The 22,501-nt window shown below is 62.8% G+C and carries 15 protein-coding genes; 13 read left to right on the top strand and 2 right to left on the bottom strand.

Going from position 1 to position 22,501, the window contains the following annotated elements:
* Positions 1-24: 24 nt before the first annotated feature.
* On the top strand, positions 25-897 hold the full coding sequence (locus tag LGH70_RS06670) for an alpha/beta hydrolase (RefSeq protein WP_226183903.1): 873 nt from the start codon (positions 25-27) through the stop codon (positions 895-897).
* A 121-nt stretch (positions 898-1,018) separates the two neighbouring features.
* Here the strand turns inward: LGH70_RS06670 and LGH70_RS06665 are convergent, their stop codons facing one another.
* Positions 1,019-2,014, bottom strand: coding sequence for a J domain-containing protein (locus LGH70_RS06665; RefSeq protein WP_226183901.1), 996 nt, complete (start codon positions 2,012-2,014; stop codon positions 1,019-1,021).
* 117 nt (positions 2,015-2,131) lie between these two features.
* Positions 2,132-3,034, bottom strand: a complete 903-nt coding sequence (locus LGH70_RS06660) for a histone deacetylase family protein (protein ID WP_226183899.1) — start codon at positions 3,032-3,034, stop codon at positions 2,132-2,134.
* Between the two features lie 929 nt (positions 3,035-3,963).
* Between LGH70_RS06660 and LGH70_RS06655 the strand changes: the two genes are divergently transcribed.
* From LGH70_RS06655 to LGH70_RS06600, 12 genes are all read left to right on the top strand, one after another.
* Positions 3,964-5,484 (top strand): TROVE domain-containing protein, encoded by a 1,521-nt coding sequence (locus LGH70_RS06655; RefSeq protein WP_226183897.1) that lies wholly within the window; start codon positions 3,964-3,966, stop codon positions 5,482-5,484.
* Positions 5,485-5,611: 127 nt separating this feature from the next.
* Complete coding sequence (locus tag LGH70_RS06650) at positions 5,612-6,457, top strand: TIGR02452 family protein (protein WP_226183895.1); 846 nt, start codon at positions 5,612-5,614, stop codon at positions 6,455-6,457.
* Between the two features lie 1,374 nt (positions 6,458-7,831).
* The gene (locus LGH70_RS06645) at positions 7,832-9,232 is read left to right on the top strand and encodes an RtcB family protein (protein WP_226183894.1); all 1,401 of its coding nucleotides are present in this window, start codon (positions 7,832-7,834) and stop codon (positions 9,230-9,232) included.
* A gap of 447 nt (positions 9,233-9,679) precedes the next feature.
* Positions 9,680-10,018: an ArsR/SmtB family transcription factor gene (locus LGH70_RS06640; RefSeq protein WP_226183893.1), complete on the top strand. Its 339-nt coding sequence runs from the start codon at positions 9,680-9,682 to the stop codon at positions 10,016-10,018.
* A gap of 2 nt (positions 10,019-10,020) precedes the next feature.
* Entirely contained in the window at positions 10,021-10,488 is a 468-nt protein-coding gene (locus tag LGH70_RS06635; RefSeq protein WP_226183892.1) for an SRPBCC family protein, read from the top strand.
* A 6-nt stretch (positions 10,489-10,494) separates the two neighbouring features.
* Positions 10,495-10,878: a DoxX family protein gene (locus LGH70_RS06630; protein WP_226183891.1), complete on the top strand. Its 384-nt coding sequence runs from the start codon at positions 10,495-10,497 to the stop codon at positions 10,876-10,878.
* Positions 10,879-10,883: 5 nt separating this feature from the next.
* Positions 10,884-11,504 (top strand): YdeI/OmpD-associated family protein, encoded by a 621-nt coding sequence (locus LGH70_RS06625; RefSeq protein ID WP_226183890.1) that lies wholly within the window; start codon positions 10,884-10,886, stop codon positions 11,502-11,504.
* Positions 11,505-11,712: 208 nt separating this feature from the next.
* Positions 11,713-14,520: a substrate-binding domain-containing protein gene (locus tag LGH70_RS06620; RefSeq protein WP_226183889.1), complete on the top strand. Its 2,808-nt coding sequence runs from the start codon at positions 11,713-11,715 to the stop codon at positions 14,518-14,520.
* A gap of 392 nt (positions 14,521-14,912) precedes the next feature.
* Positions 14,913-18,074, top strand: coding sequence for a SusC/RagA family TonB-linked outer membrane protein (locus tag LGH70_RS06615; RefSeq protein ID WP_226183887.1), 3,162 nt, complete (start codon positions 14,913-14,915; stop codon positions 18,072-18,074).
* A gap of 23 nt (positions 18,075-18,097) precedes the next feature.
* Positions 18,098-19,813: a RagB/SusD family nutrient uptake outer membrane protein gene (locus LGH70_RS06610; protein WP_226183885.1), complete on the top strand. Its 1,716-nt coding sequence runs from the start codon at positions 18,098-18,100 to the stop codon at positions 19,811-19,813.
* Between the two features lie 195 nt (positions 19,814-20,008).
* On the top strand, positions 20,009-21,343 hold the full coding sequence (locus LGH70_RS06605) for a sugar porter family MFS transporter (protein ID WP_226183884.1): 1,335 nt from the start codon (positions 20,009-20,011) through the stop codon (positions 21,341-21,343).
* Between the two features lie 177 nt (positions 21,344-21,520).
* Positions 21,521-22,462: a carbohydrate kinase family protein gene (locus LGH70_RS06600; protein ID WP_226183882.1), complete on the top strand. Its 942-nt coding sequence runs from the start codon at positions 21,521-21,523 to the stop codon at positions 22,460-22,462.
* Positions 22,463-22,501: the final 39 nt, after the last annotated feature.

The raw sequence follows: 22,501 nt of genomic DNA, 5'->3' as shown, positions 1-22,501 counted from the left end.
GGATAGTGCGGATATTTGCGGACCATGACTACTGCTACCGCGCCCCCGCCACCCCCCGCGCCGCCCGTGCTGAAGCTGCTGCGCCTGAAGTTTCGGCTGCTGGCGGCCGTATCTACCACACTGGCCTTTCAGTCGGCCTGGCGGCTCTTCACTACGCCGCGCCGCCTGCCCGTCAAGCCCTGGGAGGCGGCAGCCCTAGCCGACGCGCGCCGCTTTACCGTGCCGTTTGGCAAAGGCCACCTAACTGCCTACGAGTGGAACCCTGCCGGGAGGCGCACGGTGCTGCTGGTGCACGGCTGGGAGCACCGGGCCAGCTTTTGGGGCGCGCTGGCCCAGGTTCTGGTGGAGGCTGGCTACCGAGTGGTGGCGTTTGATGGACCCGCCCACGGTGCTTCGTCGGGGCGGCGCACCACGCTGCCCATGTTTGGGGAGGCTATTCAGTTGGTGGCCGACCAGGCCGGGCCTGTCTGGGGTGTGGTGGCGCACTCGTTTGGGGCGGCGGCCACGGCGGGCCTGCCAGTGCATTTCAACCAGGGCCAGCTGCTGCCGCGCCTGGTACTGCTGAGCGTGCCGGGCAGCACGCCGGCCGTATTCCAACGCTTTGCCGAACTGGTGCGCCTGCCCACGAAGGTGGCGGCCCGCATGACGCGCTACGCCGAAGCCCGCCACGGGCGCCGCGCCGAAAGCTTTAGCCTGACCGCCGTGGGCCACCAGGTGCCCGCCGCCCGCGCCCTGCTGCTCCACGACCGCGCCGACGAAACCATTCCCTTCCACGAGGCCGAAGATATAGCCCGCAGCTGGCCCGGCCTCGACTTTCGCCCCACCGCCGGTCTGGGCCACAACCGCATCATGCGCGACCCAGCCGTACTGCAGCAGATAATCGGGTTTTTAATGTGAAGAATGTGGTTTAATGTGAGAAATGGGGGGATGTGCGGATGTGCTAAGGCAGAGTTCGTTTCCTTGCAAGGACACACTGCTCACAGTCCCCACATCCGCACATTCCCCCATATTTCTCACATTAAATAGAGTCGTGGCCTTCGGCAGAGAGCTGGCGGAGCAGGTCGCGCAGGTCTTCGGGCTCCTGGAGCAGGGGCAATATGCGCTGCAGGTACTCGGCCTCGGCGCGCAGGTGGCGCTTCACCTGGCGCAGCTCGGCTTCCTGCTTTTTGCCGGTGGCGGCAAAGGCGCTGGTGGTGCCGTACTTCAGCTCATTCATGCGCTGCTTCAGCTCGTCCTGCTGCTTGCGCAAAGCCTGAGTGTAGCGCGCCAGCAGGTCTTCCGACTCAGTGTCGGTGCTGCCCGGCGCGTGCTCCGACAGCAGCTGGAGCAGGGTGTAGAGGTCGTTGGCCTCGTAGGCTTCGGTGATTTTCTGCATGCGCGCCGTTTTTTCCTGAGCCAGGGCCGGGTCGCGCTCCAGGTCGGGGTGGTTGGCGCGGGCCAGCTGCCGGTACAGATTTTTGGTGTTGCCCAGCAGCTTCTGCTGTTCCTCGCGGGCGGCTTTTTCGGCGGCTTCCCGGGCTTTGTGCCCCTTGCCTTTCGGCTGGCGCCGCTGTGGCTGCTGTGGCTCGGCATCTAAGTCAGCGGCAGGCTGCTGGCGGGGCGTCTCTGCTGACTCTTTGCTCCCCGCGTGCGGGGCGTGGCGCTGCAGAATGTCGCTGACGTCTTCGCCGAACCGGTCGCGCAACGATTTAGCGTTGTTCAGCAGCAGCTCTTCCAGGTGCCGCTGTTCGGCGCGGTTGAAGTAGGGCAGGAGCAAGGCTTCTTCCAGGGGCTCAAACAGGCCCCGGCGGGCCGTTACCACCGTTTGGGCAATGGGCCCCACCTGCTGCCAGTAGCGGCGGCGCGCCTCGGCCTGGCCGGTTTCCAGCTCCCGCAGCCGCTCGCGCAGGTTTTCCACGTCCTGAATAGCCTGGCGAAACGCCTGCTGGGCCGGCGTGCCAGGGGCCGGCTCCGGGGCCCGGACGGGCAGGGAGTTGGCAGCGGGCAGGTCGGTAGCGGGGTTGTGCAGATTCATGGGACAAAGGTAAGGCAGCGCGCGGTTGGCCGGGCACGGGTTGTCATTTGCTCAGGATGACAGACGAATTAGATCATCAACTCGCTAAGTCACTAACTCACTAACTCAACATTTTCCTCACCCAAACAGCTCGTAAGCTACCCGAAACGTGTTGCAGTGGGCATCCACGATGTCACTGATCCGCTCGGAGTAGCCGCCGCCCATGCTCACGGCTACCGGCAGGCCATGTTGTCGGCATAGGCCCAGCACCAGCTCGTCGCGCCGCCGACAGCCGGCCTGGGTCAGGGCTAGCTTGCCGAGCTTATCGGTGGCCAGTACGTCCACGCCGGCCTGAAAAAATACGAAGTCGGGCCGCACCCGCTCTATCAGGCCGGGTAGCACTTCCGTGAGTTGTTGCAGGTACGCCGCGTCGTCGAGGCCCAGGGGCAGGGCCACATCCAGGTCCGACTGCTCCTTGCGCAGCGGGTAATTGGCCCCGGCGTGCATGCTGAAGGTGAATACGCGGGGCTCGTGCCGGAAAATGCTGGCCGTACCGTCGCCCTGGTGTACGTCCAAGTCTACCACGAGCACCTGCCGGGCCAGGCCGTGGTGCAGCAGGTGGGCAGCGGCAATGGCAATGTCGTTGAGCACGCAGAAACCCTCGCCCCGGTCGGCAAAGGCATGGTGGGTGCCGCCAGCCAGGTTCAGAGCCACGCCATCGTGCAGGGCCCTTCGCGCCGACTGCACCGTGCCGGCCGAGCTGCTCAGGGAGCGAAGCACCAGCCGCTCGCTCTGGGGCAAACCCAGGCGGCGCACCTCGGCGGCCGAGAGCTGCTGGTCGCGCACTTTGCGCCAGTACTCGCCCGTATGCACCCGTAGCACGTCTTCCTCGGCGCACAGGCCCGGGTCGTAGAAGTCGGGGAGTGGGGCAATGCCCTGCCAGAGCAGCTGCCCCCGGATCAGCTCGTACTTGGCAATAGGGAAGCGGTGGCCGGCGGGCAGCTCGAGCGTGTAGCGCTCGGAAGTGGCAAGGCAGGGCATGCAGAAGCAAAGTGGTGCAGCCAGTAGTACGTAAAGAGGCGCATAGTTGGCGGGCTACCCGGTGAAAGGTAGCTTAGTGAAGTCGACTACACGCAATTGCGTGCGGACGTTATTTTATTCTTTCCTCCTTTTTCGTCTGTTGTCCTGAGCTTCTCGAAGGACCTTATCACGCTAGCATGAATCGTTGTTGCGCTAGTTGTATATATCCCATAAGGTCCTTCGCAAGCTCAGGATGACAGATGGCTATAGCTTAATTACGTTAGCTGTTAAATTCGTGCGAGCTTAAATTATAGGCGAAAAACGCTATTTAAATGCTTTGTCAATAGTTTTGTAACTTATTTGAAAAATATTTACCAAAATAATTGAACCAAGTGTTGCGTATTTAAAAAACATCCTTCACCTTTGTCACATCAAAATCAACAAGCCATGCTACGCAGCTACCACAATTCCTTCAAACAAGTCGATATGCGCCCAGAGGCACATAGTCGGTTCGGTCTAGCTGAGTAGTTCAGAGTTCTTCCCTGAAAACTTCCGCAACCCGAACCTAACCAGTTCGGGTTGTTTGTTTTACACCCCATTGGTCATGCGCCTCTCATCCGCACTATTTATGCCCCAGGTCCCGAATAAACGGCAGCAAAGCCGTGAGCGGGACTGGTGTGACCGGGATTTTTCGTTGGACAATTTACGTAGCTGAATCCTACGTGACGTATCCATGAAAAAAGCCCGGCCCCGAAAAGCCGGGCTTTTTTCATGTCTATTTATCTGGAAAAATTCATGTGATTTTCCGGCCTGGACGAAGTGCGTCTAATTTAAAATGCACTACCTGTTTCAAGTAAAAATTAATTAAGAAATCATCTGAATCATCGTCTGGCACTAAATACAAACCGCACTCCTATACGCTTTCCTTCACGCTCTACCTTCCCACCGCCATGCGCTTCAACTTTACCTTTCGTAAACCCAAAACCACTAACCACGCGGGAGCTGCCGCTTACTTGCTTACGCCCCAGTTGGAGCTGTACGCCGCCGTAGCCACGGCCGCCCTCAGCGACCAGTTCTACGAAAAAGCCGACACGCGTTTGTCGCGCCTGCGTGAGCTGGTAGCCCGCAACGACCCCGCGTTTGTGGCCCGCCTGGCGGTGTATGCCCGTGAGCAGCTCTACCTGCGCACCGTGCCGCTGGTACTCACCGTGGAGCTGGCCCGCCTGCACCGCGGCGACAGTCTGGTGAGCCGCCTGGTGGCCCGGGTGGTGCAGCGCGCCGACGAAATCACCGAGCTGCTGGCTTACTACGCGCTGGCCAACGAGCGGGCCGGGGTGAAAACCCTCAACCGCTTGTCCAAGCAGGTGCAGAAAGGCCTGGCCTTGTCCTTCAACCGGTTTGACGGCTACCAGCTGGCCAAGTACGACCGGGCCGGGCAGGTGCGCCTGCGGGATGCCCTGTTTCTGGTGCACCCCACGGCCCGCACGCCCGAGCAGCAGGTCCTGTTCGACCAGCTGGTGCAGGGCACTCTGCCCACGCCCTACACCTGGGAAACCGAGCTGTCGGCCCTGGGCCAGCAAGCCTTTGTTTCGGCCGAGGAGCGCACCACGGCTTTCCGCAGGGCCTGGGAAACCCTGATTGGCAGCGGCAAGCTGGGCTACATGGCCTTGCTGCGCAACCTGCGCAACATCCTCGAAGCCGACGTGTCGGCGGGGGCAATAGAGCAGGTGTGCGCCACGCTCAGTGACCGGTTTGCGGCGGCCCGCGCCAAACAGCTGCCCTTCCGCTTTCTGGCGGCCTACCGCGAGGTACTGCTGGTGCAGTCGGGCTACGTAGCCCGGGTGCTGGAGGCGCTGGAAACGGCCATTGGGCACAGCGCGGCTAACCTGCGCGGTTTTGCGGCCGACACCCGCGTGGTCGTGGCCTGCGACGTGTCGGGCTCGATGCAGCAGCCGGTGTCGCAGCGCAGCAAGGTGCTGCTCTACGACGTGGGCCTGGTGCTGGGTATGCTGCTGCAAAGCCGTTGCGGCCACGTGGTTACCGGCATGTTCGGCGACTCGTGGAAGCGCATCAGCTTGCCCCAGGGCCGGGTGCTGCAAAACGTGCAGGAGTTCTACCGCCGCGAAGGCGAGGTAGGCTACAGCACCAACGGCTACCTGGTCGTCCAGGACCTGTTGCAGCGGCGCGAGGTGGTCGATAAGGTAATGCTGTTCACCGACTGCCAGCTCTGGAACAGCACCGGCGACGGCGGCACCCTGGCCCAGGCCTGGCTCGACTACCGCCGCACGGTGGCGCCCCAGGCCCGGCTCTACCTCTTCGACCTGGCCGGCCACGGCTCGGCCCCGGTCGAAGTGCGCGAAGGCCACGGCGTGGCGCTTATTGCCGGCTGGTCGGATAAAGTGTTCGACGTGCTGGAAGCCCTGGAAAACGGCGGCTCGGCCCTGACCGAAATTGAAAAAATAGACCTGTAGGAGGGAGGCTATACGGCCGGCTCTTCTGCTTCACAACCCAACTCTGCGACCCTAAAGCGGTACGGAGCGGCGGCAATCCGGCCGCTGCTCCCGCCTCCCGGAAGTCCGAAATATTCCTGCCCCTTTTATGAACCGCGAACATCGTCAACAACTGGCCCGCCTCACCCTCGATGCCCTCGAAACCGGCCGCTATTCCGCGAATGGCACCGAAGTCAGCATCGGGGCCTGGCAACACGCTGCCGCGCAAGGCAGCTTGCTCTACCGGCCGGCGGACGCCGTAGCGGTGGGGCAGGAACCCGGACCCTCTGGCAATGCTCCGGCCGCAGTGCGCGTGTACCACGCCACCACGCTCGAAGCCGCCGCGGCCCTGAGCCGGGAATTTGCCCGCATCGGGGTGCTCAACTTCGCCTCGGCCCGCAACCCCGGTGGGGGCTTTCTGGGCGGCAGTCAGGCCCAGGAAGAAAGCCTGGCCCGCTCCACGGGACTGTATCCGTGCCAGCTGCTGTTCCCCGAAATGTACCAGCACAACGCCCACCTCAACGGCCTCTACAGCGACTACGCCATCTACTCGCCGGGCGTGCCGGTGCTGCGCAACGACGCCGGCGACTGGCTTCCCGAGCCCTACCGCGTCGACATCATCACCTCGCCGGCCGTGAATGCCGGGGCGCTGCGCCGTAACTCCCCGGGGCTGTTGCCGGAATTGGAGCCCACCATGCAGCGGCGCATCCGGCAGGTGCTGGGCATGGCCGCCCGCCACGGCTGCCAAGCCTTGGTGCTCGGGGCCTGGGGCTGCGGGGTGTTCGGCAACGACCCGGCCCAGATAGCCCGGCTCTTTGCCGAAGCCCTGGCCGAACCCGGCTGGCGCACCTCCTTCCAGCGCCTCGACTTCGCCATTTTCGACCCCAAGCCCCCGCAAGCGGTGCTCCGGGCATTTGAAGTCGAGCTGGCGGTTCTCACCCTTACAACCGTCTGATTGTCATGACTTCCTTCACCATCTAATACCAACCTTGTCGGGGGCCTAAATGCTCGGCCAAACGGGCCGCGCCTGCCGCCGGCAACTTGGTAGCTACCGCCACTGGCCAGGTGCCGTAGCCGGGCGTTACTTCGTGGTTCGTTTTCAGGCCGTTCGGCAACGCGCGGTTACGGGTTCGAATCCCGCTGGCGCTGCTTCGGCAGCCTCAGGAAAACACTCGCCCGCCGCCCGTTGCCCTGGACTTTGGTTGACTTTAATGCCTAAAATAGCCCGCCGGGTGTCGTCGGGAAGCGTTCCTTCGTGTCGCGGGTTCGAGTCCCGCTTTTGGTCGGCCGCTGCGGCTGGCCGGAATAGCTCAGCTTGGTAGAGCAGAATGGCTTCGGCCACGTTTCCCACTTATTACCCCGGCGGATATAGTTTTCTGGTCTTTTTCGGGTGCCGTAGGAGCGCAATCCTTCGTTCGGAGCTGGTGCCGCAAGGCGTGCGGGTTCGAGCCCCGCCTCGTAGCCCCCGGGCCGCGAGTGGCGAAAAGTAGACGCGCCAGTTGTTTGGGCGCTTCGTTTGTTGCCCCGAACAAGACCGGAATCGTACCTCGTTGGGTGCCGTAGCTCAGCCTTACTTCGCACTGTTAATGCCCGGGTCGGGGGTTCGAATCCCTCTCGCTGTTCTCCGGAATAGCGGTATCTCAGCTGGTTAGAGCAGGATAATGGGCTGGGCGCTTAGTTGCCCCAACGAGTTTTTCTTACTGCTGCCACAGGTGCCGTAGGTGGGCGCTACTTCGGTAATTCTTTGGAATACGGGTTCAACTCCCGCACCCCGCGGCTTCGGCGGCGGGTGCTGCGCTGGCAACAGCGCGGCAGCAACGCCTACCGCTTGTAGCCCAGAGTCAGCAGTTTGTTTTTCCTTCACGTGGTGCCGTAGGGCAGCCTTACTTCGCTAGGGGCGCTGGGGTCGGAGGTTCGAATCCTTCCTGCCGCAAGGCAGTAGCTCAGGGGTAGAGCACAGTTTTTAGGGGCCGCCCGTCCTGTTGCCCACTTCGAGGGAAGTCCAGCCGGGAAAGTGGCGTAGGCCAGCCATACTTCGGGGTGTAGCGGGCCGCCGTGCCCGGGCATCAATAGCAGGCTGGCCGCTTAGTTCCCTGGCCCGGGTTGGGCTTCTGTTTAGCCGGGCCGGATGCCGTACGTCCGCGTTCCATCGACCAATTCAGCGGGTGTTACGCGAGTACCCCAAGCGCGGGTGGTCTGTTGCTCCGGCTCGGCTAAGCAATTTTTTTTCAGTCACTAAACGCGGCCGGCGGCGGTACCGAAATGTGGGTGCCGCCGCCTCGCAAACGGCCGTTCTTCAATCAACTTCACGTCTTCGGACCTCCTTTTTATGGCCCAACAACTACGCGGCAACGACCTTCGGCAGCTTGGCTTCCCCGAAGGTCGCGCCATCGGGCTTGCTCTTGCCCAATTGCAGCGCAAGCACCTCAAAAAAATTTCCCTCACCGACCAGCTGGCCCTGCTCCAGCACATTCTGGCCGCGCCCCACGACTTTTCCACCCACCTCGACTGGAGCCACGTGGCCGCTGCTTTGTTGCCGCCCCCGTCGCGCCACATCGAGTTGGTGGCCCGCAAGCCCTACGCTCTCTACGGGGCCGAGCACATCGAGCCCGGGGCCCTGCACCAGATGGATACGGCTATGAAACTGCCCGTGACCGTCGCCGGAGCCCTCATGCCTGATGCCCACCACGGCTACGGCCTGCCCATTGGCGGCGTATTGGCTACCGACAACGCGGTGATTCCCTACGCCGTGGGCGTCGACATCGGGTGCCGCATGGCGCTGTCGGTGTTTGCCCTGCCGCCCAAGTTTCTGGCCCAGCGGGTGCAGGAAGTGCAGAAGCTCCTGCTCGACAACACCCGCTTCGGCAACCGCACCGGCTTCGACCGGGGCAAGAAGCTGGGCCACGAGGTATTGGAGCGCGACGAGTTCCGCGCCGTGCCTTTCCTGCGTAACAAGCAGGCCACGGCCGCCGAGCAAATCGGCACCTCGGGTTCCGGCAACCACTTCGTCGAGTTCGGCATTGTCGACATCACCGACCCGACCAATGACCTGGGCTTGCCGCTGGGCCAGTACGTGGGCTTGCTCTCGCACTCCGGCTCCCGCGGCCTGGGCGCCAGCGTGGCCAACCACTACACCAAGCTGGCCATGGAAAACTGCCAGCTGCCCTCCGAAGCCAAGCACCTGGCCTGGCTGGGCCTCGACGGTGAGCTGGGCCAGGAGTACTGGGCGGCCATGAACCTGGCCGGTGACTACGCTTCGGCCTGTCACCACCACATTCACCAGCGCCTCAGCAAAGCCCTGGGCGAGCGGCCCCTGGCCAAAGTGGAAAACCACCACAACTTCGCCTGGAAAGAGCGAATGGCTGATGGGCGCGAGGTAATCGTGCACCGCAAGGGCGCCACGCCGGCCGGCAAGGGCGTGCTGGGCATTATTCCCGGCTCGATGACGGCCCCCGGCTTTATCGTGCGCGGCCGGGGCGTGGCCGAGTCCCTGGGCTCGGCCTCGCACGGGGCGGGGCGGCTGATGTCGCGCACCCGCGCCAAGCAGGAACTGAGCGAGTCGCAGGTGCGCCAGTACCTGGCCGCGCACGACGTGGTATTGCAGGGCGGAGGCGTCGATGAGGCGCCCATGGCCTACAAGGACATCCATGCCGTGATGCACAGCCAGCAGGAGCTGGTGGACGTGCTGGGCTCCTTCACGCCCAAAATCGTGCGCATGGACGGTGCATAAGCCGATTGCTAAGCAAAAAAAGAGGCCCCATCCGGGGCCTCTTTTTTTGCTTCAAATGCCAAGCCTACGCCCCTATGCGCTAAGACTTCGCCCCAATCGTCAAAGCCTATACCCCGAATGCTCCAAGGCTATGCCTCGATGCTTCAAGCCTTGGCCTCAATCGTCCAAGCCTATGCCGCAGTCACCGAAGCTTAAGCTCCAGTCAGCTAAGGCTTCGCCGCGAGTCGTCAAGACGGTGTTCTGCTTTTTTAAGGCTTCGCCTCGGTCTTCCAAGACTTCGCTTTAACCACGTAAAGCTATGTTTCAGCTATGCCGCGGCCGAGTGTAAGGGCAATAGCCTAGGGCAAGTCTGTAACTCCTTGTGCCAGCTGCCGGGGCGGGCAGCTAAAAAAGCTGCCAAAGATTTGCGTAGTCAAATGGCTACGTGTATACTTGTATAGCTACACGATGAATCTACGACGAGACGCTTTCCAGGCCATAGCCGACCCCACCCGCCGGGCTATTCTGCTGCTGCTGGCCTCCCAATCTCTCTCGGCTGGGGCCATTGCCGCCAGCTTCGACACGGCCCGGCCCACCGTCTCGAAGCACCTGCAAATCCTGACCGAGTGCGAGCTGCTGAAGCAGGAGCAAACCGGCCGGGAAATCTACTACCACCTGAACCCGAGTCGGATGAAAGAAATAGCCGACTTCATCGAGCCCTTCCGCCAGATGTGGGACGACCGGTTCAACAAGCTGGAAACTATTCTGAAAGAGCGCCAGGCCAACCCGCCAAAAGACCCCCGGTAATTATGGAGTTGAAAACGAAAATCCACGCGGAAGACGGCCAACAGGACCTCGTCATCACCAGAGACTTCGACGTGCCGCGGGCCTTGCTGTTTACGGCCTACACCGACCCCGAAATCATTGCGCAGTGGATGGGGACCCGAGTGCTGAAGCTCGAAAGCAAACGGCACGGCAGCTGGCAGTTCGAAACCACCGATGCGCAGGGCAACGTGGTATTTCGGGCCGGGGGCGTTATCCACGAGTTCATCCCCGACCAGAAAATCACCCGCACCTTTGAAATGGAAAACACCCCGTTTGGTCCCCAGCTGGAATTCCTGGAGTTTGAGGCCCTGCCCAACGACACGAGCCGGCTCCGCATGCATATCGTCTACCGGTCGGTGGCGCAACGAAATCAGCAACTACAACTGCCCTTTGCCAAGGGCCTGAACATGGCTCACAACCGCCTGGAAGACGTAGTACGCCCTTTAAAATAACGCGCCATGACCAAGCAAGCCAAGCGTATCTATTGGGTTGCGACCGGCTGGCTGGCCCTGGGCATGCTGTCTGCGGGGCTGGCGCAGGTCGCCAACAACCCGGCGGAAACGGACTTTATGGCTAACCTGGGCTACCCGTTCTACCTGCCCCCGCTGCTGGGGATCTGGAAGGTTCTGGGCGTGGTGGCCCTGCTGGCACCCCGGTTTCCCTTGCTGAAAGAGTGGGCCTACGCCGGCTTTTTCTTCTCCATGACGGGCGCCATCGTTTCCCACCTGGCCGCCCACAAACCCGCTAGTACGCTATTTCCGTCGCTGCTGCTCCTGGCCCTGACGGTCGTGTCGTGGTATTCCCGCCCCGCCGACAGCAGAATTCCGACCCTTAACCAGTAACCCCCATGGCTCCGACGGTTGACTTTTATTTCACGGATGGCTGCGGGCGGTGCGCCCTGGTCGGCACCCCGGCGTGCAGCGTTGTTACCTGGCAGCACGAGCTGCGCGAGTTACGGGCCCTGGTGCTCAGCTGCGGCCTCACGGAGGAAGTGAAATGGGGCGTGCCCTGCTACACCTTCCAACGCAAGAACGTGGTGCTGATTCACGCCTTCAAGGACTACTGCGCCCTCAACTTCTTCAACGGCGCTTTGCTGAGCGACCCCAGCGGCCTGCTGGTGCAGCAAACCCAGAACGTGCAGGCCGCCCGCCAGATCCGCTTCACCGACGGCCGGCAGATTCAGCAGCGGCAAGCCGTGCTGCAAGCCTATATCCGGGAGGCTGTAGAGGTGGAAAAGGCGGGCCGCAAAGTCACGCGCAAACCCACCTCGGAGTTCCCCGTGCCCGAGGAGCTGCAAGCTGCCCTGGATACGAATGCTTCACTGAAAGCCGCTTTCCACACCCTAAGCCCCGGCCGGCAGCGCGGCTACCTGCTCTACTTTGCCGCGCCCAAGCAAGCCAAAACCCGCGCCGCGAGGGTTGCCAAACACACCCCGCACATCCTGAAGGGCAAGGGCCTGCATGACTAGTTCCCCGGGCGCACGACGGGGAAATACTCCACCCAGTAGTACGACCGGGATTTTAAGACTTCTGATTCCCCGGATGCTCCCCCGCGTCACCCCGCTAGCCTTTCCAAACACCCGCTCAGCGGAACTGCGTACCTTAGTGCTGCTTCCGCAAGCCTGATGAGCCGAAAGCTTGTCGGGCTTTTTAGCTTTGCCTGCTCAGTTCTGCTCCATGCCCAACTTTACCTTCTCCGGCCACTCTACCCAAGCCGGCCGCTCCGTGCTGGCGCGGCACGGGCAGGAATTAGTGGGCCTGGTAGTACTGGTGCTGGCGCTGCTCACGGGCTGCACCCACTCGGCCCCGCCGCCCAAGTACCGCATCGGCTTCTCGCAGTGCACCAACGGCGACGCCTGGCGGCAGGCTATGCTGGCGGGTATGAAAAAGGAGCTGAGCTTTTACCCCGAGGTTAGCTTTACCATCAAGGACGCCAAGTACAACAGTGCCCTGCAGGAACAGCAGATCAAGGAGCTGCTCCGCCAGGGCATCGACCTGCTGATTGTGTCGGCCAACGAGGCCGAGCCCGTCACGCCCATCGTGGAGGAAGTCTACAACCGCGGCATTCCGGTCGTGATTCTGGACCGCCGCACCACTTCCCGGCTCTACACGGCCTACGTGGGCGGCAACAACGTGGAAGTGGGCCAAACCGCTGGCCACTACGCCGCCTCCCTGCTCAAGCAGCGCGGACAGGTGCTGGAAGTGCTGGGCGCGCCCGGCTCATCGCCGGCCCTCGACCGGCACCGGGGCTTCGTGCAGGCCCTAAAGGCTTACCCCGGCGTGCAGCTCGTGGCCCAGGTGAACAGCAACTGGGAGCGGCCCTCGGTGCTGGAGCGCCTGCCCGCCGTGCTGCAAGCCCACCCCGAAGTCGACCTGATTTTTGCTCACAACGACCGGGTGGCCCTGGGCGCTTACCAGGTTTGTAAGCAGCTGGGCCGCCAGAATCAGGTAAAAATCGTGGGGGTGGATGGCCTGCCCGGTATGCGCGGCGGGATTCAGCTGGTGCAGGACGGCATCATCACGGCCACGCTGCTCTACTCACCCGGGGGCGAGGAAGCCATTCGCACGGCCCTGAAAATCCTGCGCCGCCAGCCCTACGACAAGGAAAACATCCTCGGTACGATGGTCATCGACTCGACCAACGCGCTGACCATGAAGCTGCAAACCGAGAAGCTGGGCAGCCAGCAGCAGGATATTCAGCGCCAGCAGCAGCTTTTGCAGCAGCAGCGCGACACCTACGCCAGCCAGCAAACGGTGCTCTACGTGCTGGCCGCCGCCCTGCTTGGGGCGGCCGTGCTGGGGGCGGTGGCGTTTCGGGCCTTCCGCGTCAACCGGCGCATCAATCAGCAGCTCGAAGGCCAGAACGAGGAAATCCGCCAGCAGCGCAACCAGATTCAGGACTTCGCCGAGCGGGCCCGGGTCGAAACGGAGGCCAAGCTGCGCTTCTTTACCAACTTCTCGCACGAGTTGCGCACTCCGCTCACGCTGATTCTGGGCCCGGTGGAGGAAATGCTGACCGGTGCCCCCGACCTGCCCGCCGCCCACCGCCACGACCTGAGCCTGGTGCGCCGCAACGCCCAGCGCCTCTTGCAGCTCGTCAACCAGCTCATGGACTTCCGCAAAATCGACGTGGGCAAGATGCCGGTGCGGGCCACCGAGGGCAACTTGGTTTCGTTTGTGCGCGAAATCATGGACGTGTTCGAAAAGCCCGCCCGGCAGCGCGGCATCAGTCTACGCTTCCTGCCCGCCGAGCCCGTCATCCGCCTCTGGTTCGACGGCAATATTCTGGACAAAGTCTTTTTCAACCTGCTTTCCAACGCCCTCAAGTTCACCCCCGAGCGGGGCCAGATCAGCGTCAGCATCCAGGCCGTGCCCGTCGACAACGTAGTGCGCATCAGTGTGGAAGACTCGGGCCGGGGCATCAGTGAGCAGGACCGGGCCCACATCTTCGAGTGGTTTTACCAGGGCAACCAGTCCACGGCCAAGGGCTCGGGTATGGGCCTGGCTTTGGCCCTGGGCCTTACGCGCCTGCACCTGGGCCAGCTCACCTTCACCAGTCAGCCCGGGCAGGGCAGCACCTTTGTCGTGACGCTGCCGCTGGAGCTACCCCAGGAGCTGCGGTCGAACGAAGCCGTGCCGTTGCCCGTGCCGGCCCTGGCCATCGACGAAGGGCTGCCCCGCCGCCCCGAGGACGCCCCGCTGCCTACCGGCGCCACCCGCGAAGCGCTGGTGCTCGTCATCGAGGACAACCCCGACGTCAATGCCTTCCTGACCCAGAAGCTGCAGCCCCACTTCCAGGTCGACACGGCGCTGGACGGCGCCACCGGCCTGCGCCTGGCCGCCGAAACCATTCCCGACCTGATTGTGTGCGACGTGATGCTGCCCGAAATCAGCGGCCTGGAAGTGGTGGCCCAGCTCAAGGGCGACTGGCGCACCAGCCACATTCCCATCGTGCTGCTCACGGCCCGCAATGCCCCCGAGCAGCAGGTGGAAGGCGTGCAGGCCGGCGCCGACCTCTACCTGACCAAGCCCTTTAATCCCACGTTTCTGCTCGAAAGCCTGCGTACCCTGCTGGCCAACCGCGACCGGCAGCGCGAGCATTTCCGCCGCGAGCTGAGCACCGATACCGTTACGGTAGCCCCCCAGCGCGTCGACCAGAAGTTCCTGGCCGACCTCACCGCTATTGTCGAAGCCAACGTGTCGCGCTCCGACCTTTCGGTGGAAGACGTGGCCCGCAGTCTGGGCATCTCGCGGGTGCAGCTCTACCGCAAAGTCAAGGCCGTGCTCGGCACCGGCGTCACCGACTTCATCCAGGGCGTGCGCCTGACCAAGGCCCGGCAGCTGCTGCTCACCGACGACCTGACCATTGCCGAAGTGGCCTATCAGCTGGGCTTCTCCTCGCCCTCGTATTTCTCCACCAGCTTCAAGGCCCGCTACCAGGTGTCGCCCTCCGAGTTCCGGGCCCTGCACACCACGGCCGGGTAGGAGAGAGGCTACTCTACAAGATTAAAAGCTAGTGCCCCTCCTCATCTGAGGAGGGGCACTAGCTTTTTAGTTTTTCGTCCAGACGGGCATTTCAGGCATGTATCAATTCTTGAAAACAGGTATCAATTCTGAAAGTCGGGCGTTTGACAAGGCTTGGTATTGATCATTAATTTATTGGTTATAAGGTGTTTGTGTGATTTTGCGGAAATGAATCAATTCTGCAATTCTTTGAACGAATAGAGGAAGCTCCCGCAACCGTTTGCACCCCACCTTTGGGTCGAAGCCCGGTGGCCAAGCCGGTGGTGGTCTGCTCCCGGCAAACGTTTGCGGCGGGCCCCGGAACCCGGACCGGCTCCGCGTTTTTACCTGCCTCTTCCTCATCCTCAATTCCCATGACACAACGACTATTCACCCTGCGCCGGGCCGTGGCCGCGACGCTGCTCACGGCCCTGCCGCTGGCTGCCGCGGTGCCCGCCTACGCCGCCGAGCCCGGCGCCGCACCCCGTGCCGCCCAGCCCGCCGATACCAAAATCAGTGGCCGCGTCACCGACGATAAAGGCGAGGGAATGCCCGGCGTGACGGTCGTGGTGAAGGGCACTACCAACGGCGTCTCCACCGACCCCGACGGCCGCTTCACCCTCACCGTGCCCGACAATGCCACGCTGGTCGTGTCCTCGGTGGGATTCCTGACCCAGGAAGTAGCCGTGGGCACCAGTACCGACCTGAGCATCCGGCTGGCCCCCGACACCAAGGCCCTCGACGAAGTGGTCGTGACCGGCTATCAGGTGCAGCGCAAGGCCGACCTGACCGGGGCCGTAGCCGTCATCAAGACCGCCGACATCAAGGACATGGCTTCCAACGACGTGACCCGCAACCTGCAGGGCCGTGTGCCGGGCGTGCAAATCACGACCGACGGGGCGCCGGGCAGCACGGCCACCGTGCGCATCCGCGGCATCGGCACGCTGGGCAACAACGACCCACTCTACGTCATCGATGGCATCCCGACCAAGGAAGGCATCAACCAGATCAACCAGAACGACATCGAGAGCATTCAGGTGCTCAAGGACGCGTCGGCGGCCAGCATCTACGGCTCCCGGGCCGGCAACGGCGTTATCATTATCACGACCAAAAAGGCCAAGAAGGGTGCCACCCGGGTTAACTTCTCGACCTTCTTCACCGTCCAGACGCCCGGGCCCAACATCAAGCTGCTCAACACCCTGGACTACGGCCGGGTGTACTGGCAGGCCAAAACCAACGACGGCGGCACGCCCAGTCTGCCCTACTACATTTTCCAGACCCGCCAGGGCCCCAACGGCCAGCCCGTGCTAGATGGCGTGGGCACCACCGAGTTTATCGACGCCGACAAAACCATGCGGGCCGCTGATACCGACTGGTTTAAGGAAACCCAGCAGAACGCCCTGATTCAGAGCTATAACCTGGACGTGAGCAGCGGCGGGGAGCGGGGTGGGGCGTTGTTTTCGGTGAACTACTACAACAACAACGGCACGCTGAAGTACAGCGGCCTGGACCGCTTCACGGCCCGTCTGAACTCGGACTACAACTTCCTGGAAGGCAAGCTGAAAATCGGGGAAAACCTGACCATCGTGAAGTCCGAGCGGGCCGAGTTTGACCTGAACCTGGTGCGCGACCGGACCACGCAGTTGCCGTCCATCGTGCCGGTACACACCGTGGATGGGGTAGGCTGGGGCGGACCCGTAGCCGGCATGAGCGACCGGGACAACCCCGTGCGCCTGCTGACCGACAACCAGCAAAACCGCTCGAATACGGGCCGGGCTTTCGGCAACGTGTTTGCCGACGCCGAAATCCTCAAGGGCCTGCACCTGCGCTCCAGCTTCGGCATCGACTACAGCATCTACCGCTTCCGCCAGATCTACAAAACCTACAAGGCCGGCTACCTGTCGGAGCAAAACAACCGCGTGACCAACAACGAGCGGTTCTGGGGTAACTGGGTGTGGCAGAATACGCTGAACTACAGCGTGCTGCTGGCCGACAAGCACCAGCTCGACCTGCTGGCTGGGGCCGAGCGCATCAGCGCCTACGACGAGAGCAGCTACGCCTCGCGCACCAACTTCGCCAGCGAAGACCCCGACTACGCCTACCTCGACGCGGGTGCCGCCAACAAGGACAACGGCGGCGGGGCCACGGCCTACCGCCTGGCGTCCACCTTCGCCAAGGTCAACTACTCCTTTGCCGACCGGTACCTGCTGTCGGCCACGCTGCGCCGCGACGGGTCGTCGCGCTTCGGGCAGGACAACCGCTTCGGCGTGTTTCCGGCCGTGTCGGCGGGCTGGCGCCTGAGCGAGGAAAGCTTCGTGCGCGACAAGGCCCCGTATTTATCCGACCTGAAGCTGCGCGCCGGCTGGGGGCAGACCGGCAACCAGGACATTGCCAACTTCGCCTCCCGCGGCCTGTACCAGTCACTGCTGGGCTCCATCGACCCCAACTTTGAGTACGACCGGGGCACGGCCTACGACATCTACGGCAACGACACCAACCTGCCCTCGGGCTACCGCCGCTTTCAGCGCCCCAACCCCGGCCTGAAGTGGGAAACGACCACCCAAACCAACCTCGGCCTCGACTTCGGCCTGCTGGAAAATAAGCTCTCGGGCTCGGTCGACTACTTCGTTAAAGACAGCAAGGATATTCTAGTGAACCTGCCGTATCTGGCCGTGGTAGGCGAGGGCGGCGACCAGTTCGTGAACGGCGCGTCCATCCGGAACCGGGGCTGGGAGTTTCTGCTCAACTACCAGAACGAGCTGCCCGTGGGCGTGAGCTACAGCATCAGCGCCAACCTCTCGACCTACCGCAACGAGCTGACCTCGCTGCCGGCCGAAGTGGTGAATGCCTACGGCGGCAACGGCCAGGACGTCACCCGCCTGGGTCACTCCATCAACGCCGTGTACGGCTACGTGGCCGATGGGCTCTACCAGAACAGCGGCGAGGTGAGCGGCGGCCCCACGCAGGTGGGGGCCGCGCCCGGCCGCATCCGCTATAAGGACCTGAACAGCGACGGCAAAATCGACAACTTCGACCAGACCTGGATTACCGAGGGCGTGCCCGACTTCAGCTACGGCCTCAACCTGGGCGCGGGTTTCAAGGGCTTCGATCTGCAGATTTTCCTGCAGGGCGTGCAGGGGATAGAGGCCTACAACGCCGCCAAATTCCGCACCGACTTTGCCTCCCTGGCTTCCAACGAGAACTGGGGCACCCGCCTGCTCGACGCCTGGACGCCCGCCAACGCTGGCTCCACGATTCCGGCGGCCACGCTGCTGAATACCAACAACGAAGGCCGCTCGTCGACCTACTTCATCGAAAACGCCTCTTACCTGAAGCTGCGCAACGTGCAGCTGGGCTATACGCTGCCTACGGCGGTGGTCGGCAAAATCAGGCTGCAGGGCGTGCGGGTGTATGTGCAGGGTCAGAACTTCTTCACTATCAAGAGCAAGGAGTACACCGGGGCCGACCCCGAAGTGACCAACTACCAGTACCCGATTCCCCGCATTTTCACCACCGGCCTGAACGTTTCTTTCTAACCCCGCGCTAGACCTCAATTCCCATGAAACTCTTCCAAACCAGCCTTCTGGCGCTGTCCCTGCTCGGGCTTTCGGTGAGCTGCTCCGATAAGGATTTTCTCGACGTGGAGCCCATCGGGGCCCTGAGCGACGAGCAGCTGAATACGCCCGCCAACATCGACAAGCAGGTTATTGCGGCCTACTCCCAGCTCGGCAACGACGTATACCGCGCCCCCTACACCAGCATGTGGCCCTACGGCAACGTGCGCGCCGGCGACGCCTACAAGGGCGGCAACGGCACGGCCGACGTGGACGCGTTTCACTTCTACGAAACCTTCACCTTCAACCGCGTCGACGTGGGCAACACCGACGAGCTGTGGTTTCTGCTCTACGTGGGCGTGTCGCGCTGCAACGACGCGCTGCGCCGCCTCAACGCCATCGACGCCACGGCCATGCCCACCAAGGCCGTGCGCCAGGGTGAGGTGCGCTTTCTGCGTGGGCACTTCTACTTCCTGCTCAAGGAGCTCTTTAAGCGCGTGCCCTACCTGGATGAATCGGTGCCGACCGACCAGTACGCCACCGTGTCGAACGTGGCCCTGACCGACGACCAGCTGTGGGGTAAAATTGCCGCCGACTTCCGCTTTGCCGTTGCCAACCTGCCCGACAACCAGTCCGAAATCGGGCGGGCCACTAAGTCGGCGGCCCAGGCTTACCTGGCCAAAACCCTGCTGTTTCAGGCCTACGTGCAGAACGACAACCACGCCGTGACCAGCATCGACGCGGCCAAGCTGCAGGAAGTGGTGACGCTGGCCGACGAAGTCAGCAAGCGCTACTCCCTGCACCCCGACTACGCCAGCAACTTCCTGACCAGCGGCGACAACGGGGTGGAATCAGTATTTGCCATCCAGTTTTCGCGCAACGACGGCACGCCCAAGGGCCGCACCGGCCGGGGCAACCAGCTCAACTACCCCATGAACCCGGACTACGGCTGCTGCGGCTTTCACCAGCCCAGCCAGAACCTGGTGAATGCCTACAAAACCGACGCCAACGGCCTGCCACTGTTTTCCAGCTTCAACAACTCGGACCTGAGCACGCCCGCCGACTTCCAGACCAACTCCGTGGACCCGCGCCTCGACCACACCGTGGCCGTGCCGTCGCACCCCTACAAGTACGCGCCCACCTTCGTGTTTGAGAACTCCTGGCTGCGCGACCAGAACACGTACGGCGTGTATATGTCGATGAAGGAAAGCGTGCTGCCCTCGGACCCCAGCTTCCAGAAAACGCCGCCGTTTATGAGCTCCTCGAAGAACTGGGCCATCATCCGCTTCGCCGACGTGCTGCTCTGGAAAGCCGAGGCCCTGATTGAGCTGGGCCGGCAGGGCGAGGCGCTGCCCCTCATCAACCGTATTCGGGAGCGGGCCGCGGCCAGCACCACCCGCCTGAAAAACGCCGCCGGCGGGCCCACTTCCAACTACCGCATCGGGCAGTATCCGGCGGCCGGCTGGAGCCAAGACTACGCCCGCCAGGCCCTGCGCTACGAGCGGCGCCTGGAGTTTGCCCTGGAAGGCCAGCGCTTCTTCGACCTGGTGCGCTGGGGCATAGCCGGCGACTACCTGACCAGCTACTTCACCCAGGAAAAACCCAAGCGCCAGTACCTGAAAGATGCCCGCTTCACCAAGGGCCGCGACGAGTACCTGCCCATCCCGCTCAACCAGATCAACTTCAGCAAAGGCTTCTACAAGCAGAACAGCGGCTGGTAGCGAACCTCACCCCCTGGCCGCATCTGCCTGAAGCGCAGAGTCTCCGAAAAGGAGGGGGAGCTAGCCTAGCGTTTTAGTCTTATCCTTTTTCATTGCCGAACCTACCGGGCTAGCTCTAAAAACAGAAGCTGGTTCCCCTCTCCTTTTTTGGAGAGGGGTTAGGGGTGAGGCGCCCGGCAACGAATTGCATTCCCAATGAAAAACAGCAACGTCTTTTTCTGGTCCCTGGTCGTCGCGCTGGGAGGCTTCCTCTTCGGCTTCGATACGGCCGTTATTTCCGGGGCCGAGAAGGCCATTCAGCAGCTCTGGAACCTGAGCGCCGTGGAGCACGGCTTCACCATTGCCGTGGCCCTCATCGGCACCGTGTTCGGGGCCATTTTCGGCGGCATCCCGTCCGATAAGCTGGGCCGCCGCCAAACCCTGATTGGCATTGCGGTGCTCTACCTGGTGTCGGCGGTGGGGGCGGCCGTGACGGCCAACTGGGTGTTGTTCATGGTGTTCCGCTTTCTGGGCGGGCTGGGCGTGGGCGCTTCTTCCGTAACGGCCCCGCTCTACATTTCGGAAGTGTCGCCGGCGGCCAAGCGGGGCCGCATGGTGGCCATGTTCCAGTTCAATATCGTGTTCGGCATTCTGATGGCCTACCTCTCGAACTATCTGCTGACCGGCGTGGGCGAAAACGACTGGCGCTGGATGCTGGGCGTGCAAGCCTTTCCCGCGCTGGCCTTTTTCCTGCTCTTGTTCCGGGTACCCGAAAGCCCCCGCTGGCTGCTGGGCCAGGGCCGGGTAGAGGAGGGCCGCGCCATCATGCACCGCATCAGCCCCGCCACGGCCGACGCGGAAGTCACCACCATCCTGACTACCAACGCCGCCGACGAAGCGGCCGGCGGCGAGTCGCTCTTTGCCCGCCAATACCGCGGGCCGGTGCTGCTGGCCGTGTTTTTCGCCGTCTTCAACCAGGTCTCGGGCATCAACGCTATTATCTACTACGCCCCGCGCATCTTCGAAATGACGGGCCTGGGCAAGGGCTCGGCCCTGCTCTCGTCGGCCGGCATCGGGCTGGTTAACTTCCTCTTCACGCTGCTGGCCATGAATTTCATCGACCGGTTTGGCCGCCGCAAGCTCATGCTCATCGGCTCCTTCGGCCTGATTGCCACGCTGGGCCTGGTGGCCCGCTCCTTCTACAGCCAGGATTTCAGCGAGCTGAACGGCATGCTGGTGCCGGTGCTGCTCTTCGTCTACATTGCCTTTTTCGCCTTCTCGCAGGGAGCCGTTATCTGGGTGTTCATCTCCGAAATCTTCCCCAACACGGTGCGGGCCAAAGGGCAGGCCCTGGGCTCCAGCACCCACTGGGTACTGGCCGCCATCATTGCCTTTGCCTTCCCGTATTTCGCCGAGAAGCTGGGCGGGGGCCACACCTTCCTGTTCTTCTGCTCGATGATGGTCTTGCAGCTCATCTTCGTGTGGCGCTTCATGCCCGAAACCAAGGGCACCAGCCTGGAGCAGCTCGAAAAAACGCTGGTCATCCATTAAGCGAATAAAACGTCCTTCTTCGTCCTCACCAACAGACCGTCATTCCGAGCCCTCTGCGCTTCAAGCAGACAGCGAGACATCTCGCGGGCCATGGTAACCAGATTACTCTGGCAACCTTAGCCCGCGAGATGTCTCCCGCTGGTCGACACGACGGTCTATTCTAAGCTCCAAGTTCTCATGTCTAACAACATTGTCTGCTTCGGCGAAATTCTGTGGGACGTGCTGCCCACCGGCAAGCAGCCCGGCGGGGCGCCCTTCAACGTGGCCGTGCACCTGCACCAGCTAGGCGTGCCGGCCGCGCTTATCAGCCGCGTCGGCGACGACGAGCTGGGCACCGAACTGCTCGACTTCATCACCAGCAAGGGCCTGGGCACCGACTACGTGCAGGAGGGCAAAACCCATCTTACCGGCGTGGTGAAAGCCAACGTGGACGATGCCAACGAAGTGACCTACAAGATTGTGCACCCCGTGGCCTGGGACTACGTGCAGCACGAAACCCGCCTCGACGCGCTGGTGGAGCAGGCCGACATGTTCGTGTTTGGCAGCCTGGCCGCCCGCAGCCCCACCACCCGCGAAACCCTGTACCGCCTGCTGCCCCACGCCCGCTTCCGGGTGTTCGACGTGAACATGCGCCCCCCGCACTACACCAAAGAGGTGGTGAAGTACCTGCTCGGTAAAGCCGACCTGGTGAAGATGAACCACCACGAGCTCGGGGAAATCATGGGCTGGTTTGGGGCCGAAACCGACCCGGGCGCCGCCATGCAGTGGCTGGCCGAGCGGTTTCAGCTGCAGGCCGTGTGCGTTACCTGCGGGGCCGACGGCGCCCTGCTCTGGACCGGCAACCAGCTGTACCGGGCCCCCGGCGTGCGGGTCGAGGTCAAGGACACCATCGGCAGCGGCGACTCGTTTCTGGCCGCTCTGCTCAAGGGCTGGCTGCAGGGGCAGGAGCCGGGGGAGTGCCTGCGCTTTGCCTGCGCTACCGGTGCGCTGGTGGCCACCCACCTGGGGGCCACGCCTGCCTTCACCGAGGCCGACGTGCGCGAGCTGACCTTATCTCCGGCCCCTCTCCTCAAGAGAGGGGAGCCTGACGCAAGTGCCCAACCGGCCGCATCGGTATAGGCAATTCAAGTATTGCTCCACTTAAAAGCCCTGCTTTTC

Source organism: Hymenobacter nitidus, assembly GCF_020447315.1.
In the GTDB taxonomy this organism is placed as follows: domain Bacteria; phylum Bacteroidota; class Bacteroidia; order Cytophagales; family Hymenobacteraceae; genus Hymenobacter; species Hymenobacter nitidus.
Note: the sequence above shows the minus strand (reverse complement) of the source record. Positions and strands in the feature narration are given on the sequence as shown.